17 protein-coding genes are annotated in these 15,433 nt (G+C 42.7%); 2 read left to right on the plus strand and 15 right to left on the minus strand.

Annotated features, from left to right (window positions below; all coding sequences use genetic code 11):
• Positions 1–39: 39 nt before the first annotated feature.
• The 14 genes from phnD to AC0VZ9_RS16910 all read right to left on the minus strand — a co-directional run bounded on the left by phnD (position 40) and on the right by AC0VZ9_RS16910 (position 12,705).
• Positions 40–1,074: a phosphate/phosphite/phosphonate ABC transporter substrate-binding protein gene (gene phnD, locus AC0VZ9_RS16845; protein WP_475396508.1), complete on the minus strand. Its 1,035-nt coding sequence runs from the start codon at positions 1,072–1,074 to the stop codon at positions 40–42.
• Positions 1,075–1,191: 117 nt separating this feature from the next.
• The gene (locus tag AC0VZ9_RS16850; RefSeq protein WP_019382322.1) at positions 1,192–1,896 is read right to left on the minus strand and encodes a phosphonate C-P lyase system protein PhnL; all 705 of its coding nucleotides are present in this window, start codon (positions 1,894–1,896) and stop codon (positions 1,192–1,194) included.
• A 29-nt stretch (positions 1,897–1,925) separates the two neighbouring features.
• Complete coding sequence (gene phnM / locus AC0VZ9_RS16855; RefSeq protein ID WP_475396509.1) at positions 1,926–3,104, minus strand: phosphonate metabolism protein PhnM; 1,179 nt, start codon at positions 3,102–3,104, stop codon at positions 1,926–1,928.
• A 44-nt stretch (positions 3,105–3,148) separates the two neighbouring features.
• A complete protein-coding gene (locus AC0VZ9_RS16860; protein ID WP_475396510.1) occupies positions 3,149–3,994 on the minus strand; it encodes an ATP-binding cassette domain-containing protein in 846 nt (281 codons plus the stop codon).
• Complete coding sequence (locus AC0VZ9_RS16865; protein WP_251156098.1) at positions 3,995–4,849, minus strand: alpha-D-ribose 1-methylphosphonate 5-phosphate C-P-lyase PhnJ; 855 nt, start codon at positions 4,847–4,849, stop codon at positions 3,995–3,997. It lies immediately after the preceding gene.
• Positions 4,842–5,975 carry a carbon-phosphorus lyase complex subunit PhnI gene (locus tag AC0VZ9_RS16870; protein WP_251156099.1) on the minus strand — a complete coding sequence of 378 codons (1,134 nt, stop codon included), beginning with the start codon at positions 5,973–5,975 and terminating at the stop codon, positions 4,842–4,844. Before AC0VZ9_RS16870 ends, AC0VZ9_RS16865 begins: the two co-directional genes overlap by 8 nt.
• Positions 5,963–6,583 carry a phosphonate C-P lyase system protein PhnH gene (phnH, locus tag AC0VZ9_RS16875; protein WP_475396511.1) on the minus strand — a complete coding sequence of 207 codons (621 nt, stop codon included), beginning with the start codon at positions 6,581–6,583 and terminating at the stop codon, positions 5,963–5,965. The genes AC0VZ9_RS16870 and phnH overlap by 13 nt, the downstream gene beginning before the upstream one ends.
• 18 nt (positions 6,584–6,601) lie before the next feature.
• Positions 6,602–7,024 (minus strand): phosphonate C-P lyase system protein PhnG, encoded by a 423-nt coding sequence (gene phnG, locus AC0VZ9_RS16880; RefSeq protein ID WP_009333782.1) that lies wholly within the window; start codon positions 7,022–7,024, stop codon positions 6,602–6,604.
• Positions 7,025–7,146: 122 nt separating this feature from the next.
• Positions 7,147–7,848 (minus strand): GntR family transcriptional regulator, encoded by a 702-nt coding sequence (locus AC0VZ9_RS16885; protein WP_251156101.1) that lies wholly within the window; start codon positions 7,846–7,848, stop codon positions 7,147–7,149.
• A 140-nt stretch (positions 7,849–7,988) separates the two neighbouring features.
• The gene (locus tag AC0VZ9_RS16890; RefSeq protein ID WP_475396512.1) at positions 7,989–8,624 is read right to left on the minus strand and encodes a DapH/DapD/GlmU-related protein; all 636 of its coding nucleotides are present in this window, start codon (positions 8,622–8,624) and stop codon (positions 7,989–7,991) included.
• A gap of 32 nt (positions 8,625–8,656) precedes the next feature.
• The gene (locus AC0VZ9_RS16895) at positions 8,657–9,523 is read right to left on the minus strand and encodes a PHP domain-containing protein (RefSeq protein ID WP_251156102.1); all 867 of its coding nucleotides are present in this window, start codon (positions 9,521–9,523) and stop codon (positions 8,657–8,659) included.
• Between the two features lie 306 nt (positions 9,524–9,829).
• Positions 9,830–10,009: a twin-arginine translocase TatA/TatE family subunit gene (locus AC0VZ9_RS16900; RefSeq protein ID WP_251156103.1), complete on the minus strand. Its 180-nt coding sequence runs from the start codon at positions 10,007–10,009 to the stop codon at positions 9,830–9,832.
• A 2-nt stretch (positions 10,010–10,011) separates the two neighbouring features.
• Complete coding sequence (locus tag AC0VZ9_RS16905) at positions 10,012–11,424, minus strand: metallophosphoesterase (RefSeq protein ID WP_475396513.1); 1,413 nt, start codon at positions 11,422–11,424, stop codon at positions 10,012–10,014.
• Positions 11,425–11,502: 78 nt separating this feature from the next.
• On the minus strand, positions 11,503–12,705 hold the full coding sequence (locus tag AC0VZ9_RS16910) for a metallophosphoesterase family protein (RefSeq protein ID WP_217025564.1): 1,203 nt from the start codon (positions 12,703–12,705) through the stop codon (positions 11,503–11,505).
• A gap of 309 nt (positions 12,706–13,014) precedes the next feature.
• Between AC0VZ9_RS16910 and AC0VZ9_RS16915 the strand changes: the two genes are divergently transcribed.
• On the plus strand, positions 13,015–13,806 hold the full coding sequence (locus tag AC0VZ9_RS16915; RefSeq protein WP_019382333.1) for a DeoR/GlpR family DNA-binding transcription regulator: 792 nt from the start codon (positions 13,015–13,017) through the stop codon (positions 13,804–13,806).
• Between the two features lie 369 nt (positions 13,807–14,175).
• Complete coding sequence (locus tag AC0VZ9_RS16920; RefSeq protein ID WP_009333774.1) at positions 14,176–14,334, plus strand: hypothetical protein; 159 nt, start codon at positions 14,176–14,178, stop codon at positions 14,332–14,334.
• A 51-nt stretch (positions 14,335–14,385) separates the two neighbouring features.
• Here the strand turns inward: AC0VZ9_RS16920 and AC0VZ9_RS16925 are convergent, their stop codons facing one another.
• The gene (locus AC0VZ9_RS16925) at positions 14,386–15,357 is read right to left on the minus strand and encodes an HD domain-containing protein (RefSeq protein WP_475396514.1); all 972 of its coding nucleotides are present in this window, start codon (positions 15,355–15,357) and stop codon (positions 14,386–14,388) included.
• Between the last annotated feature and the right edge of the window lie 76 nt (positions 15,358–15,433).

Consider the following 15,433-nt stretch of genomic DNA (forward strand, 5'->3'; position numbering starts at 1 on the left):
CAGCGGGGAATGGAAGCCCCCACTGATGAATGCTTAACTTTATTTTGCAAGCTCGCGGATCGGATTGAACCACTCATCCTCTACTTCAACCAGACGCTCATTTCCAGATTTCTTGCTGAATAATCCGGAAAATTCGGAGTCCTCCGGAACAAAGATTTTTTCGTTATTTGCCACTTCATCTGATGTCATGATTTCAAGCAGCTGTTTTTGGTCTTCTTCGCTCAATGTACCGGAATTAATTACAAATGGTGCATTTAAAACAGGAGTTACTGAGATTAAGGAGAATTCTTTTCCGGCAACCGTGTTCAATGGTTCAGCAGCATCATCTTTCACTTTATAAACTGCGCCTGGCTTGTTAGCATCACCTTCTGCAAGCTCCACATAATTGTTCACACATGTATCACAGAATGCCGCTACATCCGCTTTGCCGGTTAATAGATTGACAGCAGAACCCTGGTGGGAGCCGCCAAATAATACTTCATTGAAGAACTTGTCCTCTCCGCCCTCAAGTAAATCCTCAGCTGTCAAACTCTTAAACTCTTCTTTTTCGCTGAAATAATCAGTAATGCCTGTAGATGGAACCTTGAATCCTGATGTGGAACTGTTTGAAACAAAGGAGAATTTCTTTCCTTGAATATTGTCTATGGCAAATTCCCCGCCGTTTTTGTATTCATCTGCATTTTCCTGCTGAACAGCCAGCCAGCTGTAATACACAGCGTCCTCCAAAGTGCCGGACTCGCCGCTTGGAACAACCAGCGGAAGAACCTTTTCATTCTTTTTATGGGCTTCTATGTATCCTTGTGCACCAAGAAACGCCATATCTGCATTGCCGTTCGCAATCGCTTCAATTGCCACAATATAGTCAGTCGTTGTTTGATGCTCCACTTTCTTTCCTGTTTTCTCTTCTATTAATTTCCCAATTTCGTCACGTGCCTCACCTAAATCAGCGCCTGATTCGTTTGGAAGCCAAGCGATCGTCAGTGTATCATCCTTCTCTGAGTTTGCAGTGAACGAACAGCCTCCAAATACAACTGTCATAGCCATAGAAAGCAGAAATAGCGCCATTTTCTTCATAATTTTTTCCCCCTCTTATTTGGAAAAATTTTTATAATACCATTGACCTAACTATAGCGAAAGAATATTAATCTACTGATAAGGCATTATGAGAAATCGTTAAGCACTGGTAAAGAATTAATGAGATAATGTAAATACACCATTCTGCATGTTGTATTCCCTGTCACATAAGTTGTTCATAAATTCAAGATCATGAAAGATTCCCAGCATCGTCGTGCCTTCTTGCATTAGTTGCTCTATTAAGACTTTCACCTTCATTTTAGATTCATAGTCCAGGCTTGCGGTCGGTTCATCCAGAAGAAGCAGTCTTGGCTTCTTGACCATCGCCCGCGCAATGTTGAGTCTGAGTTTTTCCCCGCCAGAAAAGGTGGCAGGATAGCTGTCCCATAGCTCTGGGTCCAGCTCGAAATGCGAAAGGATCTGCTCTGTCTCTTTCTCAGCATGAACCTGGTCCCGTCCCATTTCAATAAGGGCCTGCATTACAAGCTGCCTGGCAGTGGTTCTTGGCATAACATTCAGAAATTGAGATACATAGCCTATTTCATGCTTGCGCAAATAAATCATTTGTCTATTTGTTGCCTCTGCAATATTGAGAGGACCGAACTTTTTGGAATTGTACCAAATGCTTCCATGTTGAAGTCTGTATGTTCCAAAAATACATTTCAGGATTGTTGATTTTCCGCTTCCGCTTTTTCCAGTAATTCCAACAAAGTCTCCTTCCCCTAATCTGATATCAATGCCGCTCACTGCATGGATATTTTTCCCCAGATTATGAAGGGTAAATGATTTGGACAGTTCCCTGATTTCCAATAGATTTTCCACCAATCCACCTGCTTTCTCTCAAAGTAGTATTAAATTCTGTAATTCGTTTTTTGGATCAGCTTCCCATCAACGAATACGCCCGTGATTACCGGAAAATCGTCTGCCAATTTTTCAATGATCAAAAGGTCTGCTTTTTTTCCTTCCTTGATCGAACCGATTTCCTCATCCATATTCACGGCTTTTGCAGGATTAATGGTGACAAGCCTGATCATGTCTGCCAGATCCATCCCAAACTTCCTTACCAGTTCAAAAATGGCATGAAGCATGGCAGCCGGATAGTAATCACTGCACAAGATATCAATTGAATCATTTTGAATCGCGTCGGCAGCACCCAGATTTCCACTGTGGGAGCCTCCGAGCAGCACATTTGGGGCTCCGGCCACTGTATACATGCCAAGCTCCTTCGCCTTGTACGCCACCTCCTGGGTAATCGGGAATTCACTGATGGTCGTGCCAAAGCTTTTGACCAGCTCCAGCTTTTCGAAACTGTCATCATCATGTGAAGCAACTGCTATATTATGTGCCCGTGCGTGCTCTGCAATCTCCTTCATATCTTCGACAGAAAGCTTTTCCTTCGTTTGGTGATTTCGGATTAAAACGTCTATAGCGGCATCGCTCATGCTGTTATAGCTTTTAACCGTGTTCCGGTAAATTTCCAGATGGCGATATTGCCCTTGTCCGGGTGTATGGTCCATAAACGAAATCAGGTGCACCTTATCTTCGCTTATATAGCTTTTGAGGTTTTCGATTTCATCCACATTATCAATTTCCATTCGTGCATGGAAGCGATGTCGGACAAGATGCTTCGTACTGTGTGTCTCATCAATCAGGTCGATGAGCTTTCTGACATTTTCCGGTTCCCGGATCGGCTTGTATGCATATTCTGTTTCTTTAAATAGGGAAAGGGAGTGGAACATCGTTGTGATTCCATGGGATATGAGCTCCTTCTCTGCTTCCCTTAGACTTAAATGAAAGTTCATTAATGAGGTTGGCCTCGGTGCCGCCATATGCTCAATATAGTCGGAGTGGATATCGATAAATCCAGGTGTGACATAGCCGCCCACTGCATCTATCACTTCCATGGAATCTTCAAATTTCATTTCTCCCTTTGGAGCAATTCTGCTGATCCTATCATTCTCAATCAGAAGGTCATAGCCTTGCAGAATAGTATCCTCTGTAATAAGTTTTCCGTTCGTAATGACGTACAATGTGCTTCCCCCTAATTTGAAATGAAATATATTCCGATTAAGCCTTAAAGAAGCGAATGAACCAAGCTTTGAGTAAATGGAGCTTGAGGATCTTCGAGTATTTGATCTGTCAGCCCCTGTTCAATGACCTGTCCCTCCAGCATGACCAATGTTCTGTCCGCAAGCATCCGGATAACGCCCAAATCATGCGAAACCAGCACTATGCTAATATTCATCTCCCTCTGCAGACTTTTAATTAAATCCAGAACACTTGCCTGTACAGATAGATCCAGTCCGGTCGTAACCTCATCCAAAAGCAGAATCGGAGGCTGATTAGAAAGTGCCTTGGCAATTTGCACACGCTGCTGCATTCCTCCGGAAAAATTCTTTGGTGCTTCTTTCCGGCGATGGACGGGAATATTCACCTTACTGAGCAGCTCTGATCCCCTGTCTTCCATCATTCCTACATTCCTGCTGCCGGCTGCAATCAATTTTTCAGCAATATTTCCAATCGAAGAAAAGTCGATTCTTAATCCCAAAAGAGGGTTTTGATAGACTTTCCCCATTAAGTGGTTGCGGATATACCGTTGTTGCTGGGAAGACTCCTCAAAAAGATTCTTAAGCCCATCCTGGTAGGTAGAAATATACGCTTCCCCTGAAGTTGTTTCCTGATCAAAGTACAGGCATTGCATTAAGGTGGACTTGCCGCTTCCGCTTTCCCCTACAATTCCAAGCACCTCTCCAGGGTAGACATCAAATGACACATCCCTGCATGCATAGACCGTTCCGCACACACTGCAGTAATTTTTGATCAGGGTCAAAGGCTCAGGGTTTCTGCAATGATCGCAGCCGGGACCGAATTGCTTGTTTAAGTTTTTTATAGATAAGACCGGAACCTCAAATTCAGTCATTTAATTCACTCCTGTCTTTTCGACTTCGTTTAATATTTCATAGCAATAGCTTGTATCATTGCATTGGTAATATGTCTCTCCTGTTGTCTCATCGATCAGTTCGTCAAGGAACACTCCCTCAGAGCCGCACAATCTGCAGCATTTCCCATCAAAACTTTCCCCTTCAAACGGATAATCTTCAAAATCAAGGGAAACGATTCTCGTAAATGGCGGAACTGCATATATCTTTTTTTCGCGACCTGCTCCCAATAAAATGAGTGCTTCGTTTTTATCCATTTTCGGATTATCAAAGCGGGGGATCGGGCTTGGTGCCATTACATAGCGGCCGTGAACCATGACCGGATGATCTGCACCTGTTGTCATGCTTCCGTATTTCATGATCTGTTCAAAGAGCATGAGCCAGGCACCGCTGTATTCTTTTTCTGCATGCAGCTTTTTCGTCACATGCTCACTCGGTTCAAAATAACGGAGCGGTTCAGGAAGCGGTACCTGCAGCACAAGGATTTGTTCCTTTTTCAGCGGTACCTCAGGAATTCTGTGCCGTGATTGAATAATGGTCGCCTGAGAAGTATGTTCCGTTATCTGAACACCTGTTGTATCTGATACAAGCTTTTTAATACTGACCGCATTGACAGATTCATCTGAACCCTGATCAATTACCTTTAAAATATCCTCTCTCCCGATCAATGAGAGTGTCAGCTGCAGGCCGCCTGTCCCCCAGCCTCTCCCAATCGGCATTTCCCTTGATGCAAATGGAACCTGATAACCCGGGATAGCAATCGCTTTTAAGGTAGCTCTTCTAATTTCCCGCTTCGAACCTTCGTCAAAGAAAGCAAAGTTATAGGCGTTATTCATATGCTTGCACCTCTTCCCGTTCGTCTGCTTTTGTTTTTGTCTTTCTCACACTGTCAAGCTTCGACTGGAACGTTACATAATGCGGCATTTTCAAGTGCGATATAAAGCCGGTTGACTCGACAGAATCAATATGAAAAAGGACAAATTCCTCATTATGGCTTGGGAAGCTATTATCAGGATGCTCCAGACAATTATCCAGAATGCCCATTGCGATCGCTTTTGTCTCATTCTGTCCGAAACATAATCCGTATCCGATTTCAAACTCCAATTCCTTTTTGCCTTTTTCCTTTTCAGCCATGAACGGCATCAGCATTTCCGCTTCTGTTGTTTTGATATCACCAATGTAATAGTCATCTTCATCACTGCCCTCGTCATTCGGATGGCCCACGTATATTGGCAGGCTTCCAACTCTTAGCTCCCCAACAGTCGGATGCAGAGCGCCATAGCCTCTGATAACCGCATAAGCCAGTGAAGTAACAGCTCCTGTCTCTCCTCTTGTCAGAATTTGCAGGCGCTGGCTGCGGCTTGAGGGAAAGTCAAGGCTTTCCCTCGTCACATCATCCGGCTCAGCATCATTGTTTTCAAGTGGAGGAATTAAGCCTTCTTTCCTCAAATAATCCAGCACCTTCGGTAATATAAGATCGGGCTCCTGCTGCAATTCACCAAATGGGTTATTTTCTGAAGCATAAGATGACAGCCATTCTTTTACCGTCTTTTCCGTTTCCTTCATCAGATTGAAATCGAGGAGCCGGTGGGTATAATCCGTTGTCGCCCCTAAAATCTGGCCGCCGGGAATATCTTTGAAGCTTGCTGAAATCCGGCGTTCAACCTTCATTTCCCCGGTTTCAATGGTTTTCGAGCAGTACTTTCTCGGCAGCGTCGAGCGGTATGCGCGAAGCAGGAATACTGCTTCTTCCGGATTTCCTTCAGCCTGCTTGATCGCTAATGCTGCAAGCTTTTCATTATATAAGCTGCTTTCTGACATCACTTGATCGATTAACCCTCTCATCCCTGCTTCAATCTGTCCGGTTTCCAGCACTTGTTCCTTATGAATCCTTTCATATTTCAAGCGTTTTATCGATTCTTCAATGGCTTGTGTCCCGCCTTTTACCGCTACATAACCCATTCTTTCTCCACCTCCCTGGTTTCAGTTATTTGAGTCGTTCTTGGCAGTGATAAAAGCTGATGATATCGGTCCACGAATATCAGGTCGACCCCTGTTGGATACTCTTTATTTTTTTCACTACGTCTTTCAATCCAATTTCCTGTTAGATCTATACTGATTCCGGTGCTTGTTTGAATGCCAGGTCCTTTCAAAAGCAGGTCATTACCGACCGTGACCGCTCCTGTTTCTGCTATAATCACTGCGGATTTGTGCGGGTTTATAAACGTCCCCGGATTCGCTATTTCAATGGCATGTTCCAGAGACCCAGCCCCGGCATCCTTCAGGAGAAATAAATAATCTGCCTGACCCGCTTGTACCGCTTTTGCGAATGTTAATTGATTGATTTCTTTTTCAACTGCTTCAGCCTTACTGCCATACACCTTAAACGTAACCTCAGGATCAAGCAGCGTGAGTGCCAGCAGTAAAATTGAGCTGGAGCAGCCAGCAGCATTTTCTCCGTCCAGTATTGCTGCCTCCTTGCCCAGGTCTGATATCAGTCCTGGCCTTGAAGTGGAATCGACTAATTTTCTATATACAGATTGCAGGTCATGAACAACATCCAATTTCAAAGCCTGTTCCTCCTTCTATTAAACATCCATCGTCTCAAAGCTGACTTTTGTTCTTAAAATGGCTTCATTCTTTGCTTTTCTTTTCTGTTCTATATAATACTTTTCAATTTCGAATATCCCGGTCCATGGTTTGGTTTCGGGAAGATCCCCGAGAAATGCCGCGTCAATCACGGCAAGATGATAAGCCAGATCTGGGTGATCGCCTTTCACAATTCCTATGCCGATCTTTCCTTCCACCTTTGCCTTGCATTCTGTCACCAGCACTTCCCCTAAATAAAACAGGCTTTTCCTGGAAGTCTCCCGTACCTTTAACATCACAAGCCCATTTTCCGGTTCCTGTATAACAGAAACTGAATATTTTTGCTCAATTTCTTTCGCTAAAGATTTTGCCAATTCATGTGAACCTTCAATCAAAATTTCTGTTCGCTGTTTTCTTTTCACCTTTTGGCCTCCATCTGTTTTTGTTCTGCATCTTAAATCTATCTTGTTGCCAAGCTGGCGGATGTTAAAGAAGTGTAAATTATGTAAGAGTTTTATTAACCTGATCTATCTCCAAAGCCAAATTAAATTAAGTAAGTAAAGCAATCGCTTCTATATTTGATTCTTGAGGCTTCTAGTACTGTTCCCGTCTCCTTGTCCATACAGAGGGACTCCAGAAGCAGAAGCGGAATCAAGCTCGAGCATTGCAGGATTTTCCGTTCAGATTCATTCGGGAAAACCACACTCAGCTGACTTTGGCCCGAAGTGAATTCTTTATAGCCATGCGTTTTGTAATAATGAAAAATAGAGGTAATTCCTGGTCCATCCCTATCAATTTGCGGAAAAACTGATTTGGCTGCATAAGATGTATGCAAGGCAATCGGGCAGCCGTCCACGATTCTTAATCTGGAAATTTTATAGACTTCATCCTGCTTATTAACCTTTAACGAATGATAGATATCAGATTCATAGGGGATCTTTTCAAAGCAAACATTCTCCGACCTGAAGTCATACCCATGCTCATTCATCTTTTCACTGAAGCTGATATCTCCTGTCAAAATCAGCGGAATCTGCTGTTTCCTATTTTGGACATAGCTGCCCCTTCCCTGCTTTGAAAAAATGAACCCCAGATCCTGCAATTGTTCATATGCTTTCCGTACAACCATCCTTGGTATCCCATATTGATCTGCAAGCTCATTCTCAGAAGGAAGTTTTTCATTTGGTTTATACACCCCTTCCTTTATTTGGGTAATCAGCTCGTCTACCAGCAGCATTTTTTCACTCATACAGTCAGCCCCTTTCGGAATCCGGAAACAATTTAAGTCTAAAGAAAGAGTTTATATGGAGAGTTACATGAATGTAATGTTTTTATAAAAAATGAAAATGACCCAATCCTTTTAGTGACTGGGTCTTGTAAGGCTATGTTTTAGCTCCCAAATTTCCTGATGAAAGCTTCCGTATCGTTTAATTCATTAAAATGGGCTTCCAGCTTTTCTCGTGGCCAATCCCACCAGGCAATCTCAAGCAGCTTTGCAGCTGTTTTTTCAGTGAACCTTCTTTTCAACGGCTTAGCGGGCACGCCGGCTGCAATCGTATAGGGGTCAACATCCTTTGTAACGACTGCCCCGGACCCGATGACCGATCCCGTGCCGATTTCAACGCCCTTCATGATGATGGCACCGTGTCCAATCCATACATCATGGCCAATTTTGACCCGATTGGTTCGGCGCCAATCAAAAAATTCATGATCGTCCTGATTGTCAAAACCATAATCGACTTTCCGATAGGTCATATGGTGCTGCGTCACCCGGTCCATCGGATGCTGAACGGGATTAATGCATGCATGAGAAGCAATGGAACAGAACTTGCCGATTTCAGCATAGTTGACTGTCACATCATCCATTGTATAAGTGTAGTCGCCAAATTTTGATTCGATAATTTTGTTTCTTTCTCCGATTGATGTCCATTCTCCCGCATAGCTGTCAATGATGAAGCTGGAATGATGTACAGCAGGTGAAACAGAGAGCTTTTCATCCTTTTTTGGTTTATAAATCATTGACATGTGCAAATCCCACCCCTTTTTAAATGTGCTGCCTATAATCGCTGGCTTTTCAGTCTCTGCCGTCTTGCAGCTAATTCATGCACTCTCTCCACCCCCGGAGACATGCAGCCCAGCACAACCTCTTTCTCACCATAAGCACCATGAAAGTCGGAGCCTCCAGTCATGGTTAATCCATATTGTATGGCCAATTTCCTTGCCATTTCTTCATGCTGTTCATTATGAAGGGGGTGCCAGACTTCTATCCCCTGCAAGCCGGCTTCAACCAGCTCAGGCACTTTTTCAAAATTTCCATATTGGCCAGGGTGGGCAAGTACCGGGACACCGCCTGCTTCAAGAATTGCCTCAACAGCAAGCCTCGCATCCACATATTCCATCGGGATAAAAGCCACTCCTTTCGATTCTCCATTTTGACCGCGGCCAAATAATTTTTTGTATTGGGAACCATATATAGAATCTGCATATCCAGTTTCAATAAGAGCTTCCATGATGTGCTGCTTATAAACTCCCGTTCCACCCGCAGAAAGCTCCAGACAGCGGTCCCATGTAATGCTGTAGCCTGCTGATATCAGCCTTTGAACCATTTCGAACGAAAGCTTATGCCTCCGCTCAATGATCGGCTGGCACAGCGTTTCAATTGACTTATGCCCAGGTTCGATAAAATAGCCCAGAATGTGGACCCGGCGTGCCCTGTCAAAATCAAAAGCAGAAATTTCAATACCAGGGATCACCTCCACTCCATACCTCTTACCTCGCTCAATTGCTTCCCTCAGCCCTTTTGTGGTGTCATGGTTCGTAATGGCCAAATGTGAAACCTCATTGGCAATGGCCAGATTCAAAACCTCATCAATTGATAGCGGGCAATCAGAAATATTCGTATGGCAATGCAGCTCTGCTTTCATCTCCATTCCTCCCATTTGCAGCCTTTTTTACTAGAATAACTTGGTGCCAAGCCAGATAGGTTAACGGGATGTAAATTTCTGTTAAGAGTTTGTAATTCCTATTATGATTTTCAGTTTAGTGGTTTCTGCCTTAGTAAAAGCCCCGCATTAAAGCAACTGACCGATATAAGTAAAAATTGACCGATATATTCAATTTCTGACCGACAATCTTCCGAAAGTGGCCGATACTCCCATTTGGAAGACAGCTTTTTCATAAAAGTCTTCACGAAAAAGGGCCAACTCCAAAAAAGTCGGCCCATTTCTGCTTTATGATTTCGTTTTGCTGTCTTCCTGGTTCTCTGACAGCAATTCTTTTGTTGAGCTTTTAAATTCCCTTAATGTTGAGCCGAATGCTCGGCCAATTTCCGGCAGCTTCGATGGACCGAAAATGATAAGTGCGATAACTAATACTAATATTAGTCCAGGTATACCTATATTTTGCAGCATGTTCATCCCTCCTGCTGAGTTTCTGCGGCAGCCAATGTTTTCGTCTTCCCTAAAGCTTTTAAAGGCCTCTTACATACATTCCCATAAGCATCCAGTGCATGCACCTCAATTTGATAGGCTGTATTGGCCTCTAATCCTTCAATTGTTAACGTCAAGGGGTTTGGCACAGGATCTTTATAGAATTCCGAGAAAGCAAGAAATTCCTTCACAACTTTCTCTGAATTTGCATGTCTTGCCACTACCTTGTAGTCATGAACCAGCAGGTCATCCTTGGCCTGGGTAAACATAATGGCCATGCCAGTGGCTGATGTCATTTCATGATTAATGGAAAGCATCGCATCTTTTGTAAAAAAAGGTGCCTGCTTATCTCTGTCTTCTGTGTATGAAAATTTCCGCTTATTTGCCGGATAGTTTATTTCAAATGGCTCACCTGTCCAATCATTATGATGAATATCGCGTCGCCTGATCAGCACCTTATTATTATGTACCTCTACAATTAATGCCTGATTCAGGACATCTGCACCCTCAGGCACTTCCCCTTGAATTCTGCCGGCATCCAGCCACAAATAGGCGCCAGTTGAGGTTCCAATTGAAGTAAAATCCTTCTGGTGAATGATTCTCGGGTCATCAAGAGGATAGTGCGTATGACCGGAAAATGAGATGACTTGCGGATATTCCTTTAAAGTGTTGTAAAAAAGGTCTCTATTTTGAGTAAAGCCCCATTCGCTTCCATAGACCGTCCCTTTAATCGGCTGATGGTGAAAGACAAAAATTGGCTTTTTCCAATCATCTTCATGAGCAATCTGCAGCTGCTCACCCAGCCAATTAATTTGTTCAACGGAGAATGTGCCCTCTGTTAATCCATCTTCTGTTCCCAGAATAATAAAATGGTAGCCTTTGATTACCTTGTGATAGCAGATAGATTCCATGCCTGTTTTTGTTAGGAATCGCTTCTGTGCATCTGCTGCTGATAAGCCATTCCAATAGTCATGATTCCCTATGGCAAACATGGAGACGGCACCCGGCTGTTTGTGGGCATTATAAGCTGACATAAACTTATCGAATTCGGCTTCATATCCATAATCTGTTAAATCTCCCACAACCAAAAAAGCATCCTGCTCCGGAACAGCCTTATTTAGCTGTTCTAAAGTTGTTATAAACTTTTCAAGTGTTTTATTGCTGCTGTTATGGATATGAATGTCACTAATAACCGGGAAAACTAAATCCGGTTTGCCAGCAGAATTCATAATCGAAGCAGAAGAGGCAGCACTTGCTGTAATTAAATTAAGAGAGTTAGCAAGAGATAATCCAATTGTTGCACTGGCAGCTAAGGTAGTCTTCTGCAAAAAAGCACGGCGATCCATTTCTTTTTTAAATATATTTTCATCTCTTTGTCCAGTCCGATTATCATTCATGATTAATAAACTCCTTCTCCAATTTCTCCATACTCCTCTTAACACCGTCCCTAATTAACTTCGTTGGCCTGTTTTAGCCTATTCTTTCTCCAGCGGCAGCGGATCAATGCTCTGGTCGTTGGCTGTTAAATCAATACCGAAGTCTTTGGCAAAAACCATATGGGTATCTGCTAAAACACCTTCATGATTTTCATCTAAATTAAACACTCTCGCTCCCCGAAGTCTGTTTCTGTCGGGCCCTGAAAGACCGTAAGTGCCAAAGCCGGTATTCCCGGCATATCCGAGCAGAATTCCATAGTAGTTGCCGCAATATGTATTAATATGATCATGGCCGCAGAATACGCCTTTCACATCCCCTCTATCCAGCATGGCTGTAAACAAGCCGCTGTTGATTGGGCCGGGGCACTCATCTTCATTCCGCTCTCCATTGATTTGATGCCTGGCCACAGCCAAATCATGCCCGGCCTGTGTTCTGCCGTCCACACTGCCCCACCACATAAAACGGTGCTCCCATAGAGGAATATGAATGAATACAAGAGAAGGCACTTTATAGCCATAACGCTTTTCTATTGCTTTGGATCTTTCATAATACCAATTAACCTGATTAAATCGCAGCCAATCCCATGTTGGATAGCCCTTGAAATCCTGGCCGGCGATCGTTTGAGGGGCATATCTGCCGCTGTCTAAAAGCCAGAGATTAAATGCTGCCTTATTCCCTCTGGATTTTTTGATTAATAGATTCATATTTCCTGTTCCTGTAAGGCCTTTTTGTCCAGGTGTGTTCATATTATGCTTGTATTTCATATAGAACTTGAGCATACCGCTCTCATCCATGCCGCTCTTTGGAGATGAGTCCTCATCATGATTTCCAAACGTAGCCGCCCAGCGGATTCCCCTTTTTTCCATTGGCTGGACGACATTATTCATGGCTTGCTTCATTTCTAATTCTGTATCACACCCGCCTGTTATATTGTCACCATTTAAAACGACAAAATCAGGCTTCTCTGAATCAAGCACCTTTTCCATCAGCTGTATGGTCCGTCTGTCGATCCTTTCATCATCCTGAGTATCATTAAATTGGACAACTTTAAATTTCCCATTCGAATTGAAGGAAAGCCTTGGCCCTTCCAGCTTTTCACTTATCTCTTCCGCTTGAACCCTGCTTTCGAATAAGTCTCCAGGCAAGCCTGCAGCTGCCATAGTTAAAGCCAGTGTCCCTGCTCCTCCCGCTTTAATAAATGCCCTTCTGTCCATTCCTTTGCTTTCATTTTCTTTCATCATCCTTACCTCCATGAATTGATAAAAAATTCCCCTACGGTTAAAATCCTAGAGTAAATCTATTAAAGAAGTATTAATATCAATAGATTGTTTAGTAAAGAAAACAAAGGCAAAAAGATAAACAAAAATATGATTTTCAATTCTCATCTGAGATTAATAGGAAGGAAGAATGAAATTCGGGACTTTCCTCTCTTTGTATTCTTTTGTTTTCATTTCTGTTTTTAAACTTTTATATAAATTAATATTTTTGACCTCAATTTTTAAAACTTCAGCCCTATAATGATCCATAAGATGAAAACGGGGGGACCAATAATGAAAAAAGGGTTCGTTGCGGAAAGGCACAGGAGGATTATCAGGGAATTAGAATTAAAAAATAAAGTGAGTGTAGCGGATCTCTCCAGAAAATTAAGTGTAACGCCAGAAACAATCCGGAGTGACTTGAGACGGCTTGAGAAGGGAAACAAATTGCGAAGAATTCATGGAGGAGCCATATGCTATTTTGGCTTAGAGAAGGAGCAGCAATTAAATAAAAGGATTGTTGTAAGCCTTCCCATCAAAAAGAAAATTGGTGAAGCTGCAGCAAGCTTTATTTCCGATGGAGAAACAATTGTTTTGGATGTCGGCTCCACAACTCTTCATATTGCCGGTTCGATTGAAAATGTTGAGAACGTAACGATCGTAACCAATTCACTGGCTGCCGCAGAAATATTAAATACAAGAATGGAAAATAAACTGTTCAATGGCAGGGTCATTCTGATTGGCGGGACCGTGAATCCTCTGCAGCGCTCAACCTCAGGTTCACTAACTAATCAGATGCTGGAACACTTTTATTTTGACAAGGCCTTTATCTCCTGTGGAGGAATGAACCGCGAAGGGATATGCGATTATAATATTGATGAAGCTGCTGCCTCTGCTATCATGATAAAAAGATCTAAACAGGTTTATGTGGCAGCCGATTCCTCAAAACTGAATCAAAGGGCATTTTTCCATATCAGCCCTTTTTCGGCTATTGATTTTGTCATTACTGATGCGGATTTGCCGCAGAATTGGCCGGAGGAGGAAATCAAGTTCAATGGGCTAAAATGGGTAAAAGTCTATACATAAAATGAAACAGAACTCTCAGGCCACTGTTAGACGGAGTGACTGAGAGTTCTCTTAAAAGAGGCCAAATGCAAAGATAACAGTTAGAACGATCATACACATCATTTTTGTATAGCGAATGGCCCCTTCCGATTTCTCTGGCTCTTCCTTATACATCTACCACTTTCCCCACAGCAGGCTTTCTTCCGGATCGAAATAACTCCAGATCTGCACCCCGAATACAGGAATAAATAAGATAAACATCAATTGAAATCTGCCATTTATCAGCCCCTTCGCTATCATTTTACGTTGGTTTCATCTCTATCCGGATTGTTTATTTCCTTCTAAAACGGAAACATTAGTAACATACAGGAGAAAAGGGAGGCAAATGATATGAGTGAAAAAACTCCACAGGATGTTAACCGTATTCAGGAAGAAGCTCAAAAGCAGGATCGGGAAGCGCAGAAAGCACAGGAAGTTGTTGAAGATGCCATTTCCAAAATGACTCCGCAGCGGCAGTATGAAAAAGAAAAGGAACAGAATAAACGATAAAAATAGGAAAAGCCTTATTCCTGCCCGGATGCAGTGATAAGGCTTCCTTCATTATTGAATTTTTATGTACACACCTTCCATGGCTTTTTCATATGCATTTTGTCCACTGTTTTTAACATCATCTGACAGGCTGGATGACCTGATGAGCTTGCTGTTAATCAAAACGGAAGGGTCTATCAATCTGATTTTCCCTTTGAAATGAATATCGTAGTCTAACTTGTTTTCTTCTGCGGTGACCTTATGATCAATTTTCTCAAGCAGACCCTTCACTTCCTGATCCCCTGATTCCCTTATTTTAACTAATACCTCTTCATCTTTCGCAAGGAGATCACCCAAATGAAGAATTTCTTTTTCCAGAGATCTTTTCAGGACCTTTGCAAGAGAATCATTTGCATAAATATTTAAGGGTTCCATGAAGAAATCAATGACTTCTTTATAGTAAGTTTTTACGAACCACTCAGCTGCCTGCAGGTCAGAAATATAAATTTGGCCGTCAACAACGATCAGATTCTTCAGAAAGCCGTGTGCCTCATTTAAAGAAATATAACCGTATCGGTACATGTCCCTCAACGTGTAGTCCAGCCGGTCCGCACAAAGTTCGGGTGCGGGCTGTTCTAATAATGTCCATTGTGAATCCTCAAAAAGAATACTTTCATAATCAAGATGATGCCTTTTCAATATAGCCGGGATCTCAGATTCAAGGACAACACGCTCATAAATATGTTCATGATAATCTTCTGCTTCATTTTCCAAGACTCCATCAACCACATGGGAAAAGGCAGTATGAGAAACATCATGAAGCAAACCGGCAATCTGCTCTTCCACAGAACCGCCCAGTTTCCTTATTAACAGCATCACGCCTAATGAATGTTCGTACCTCGTGACATTCCATTTTTCATTGACAAGATAGCCCGCTCCGCCCTGGTGTACACCCTTTAACCTTTCCACCGGCCTGCTGTTGATTAATTCTTCCAGCACTTGTTCAAGCTTGTATTCTCCATATAACTCGTCTTTAATCAGCATAAATCCTCCTGCTTAGATAATCTGTACCTACATTATATATGTTTCAAAGAGAAAAGCCTTAATCCCGGCAGGAATA

The sequence above is a fragment of the Cytobacillus sp. QJM3NY_8 genome, from assembly GCF_056173585.1.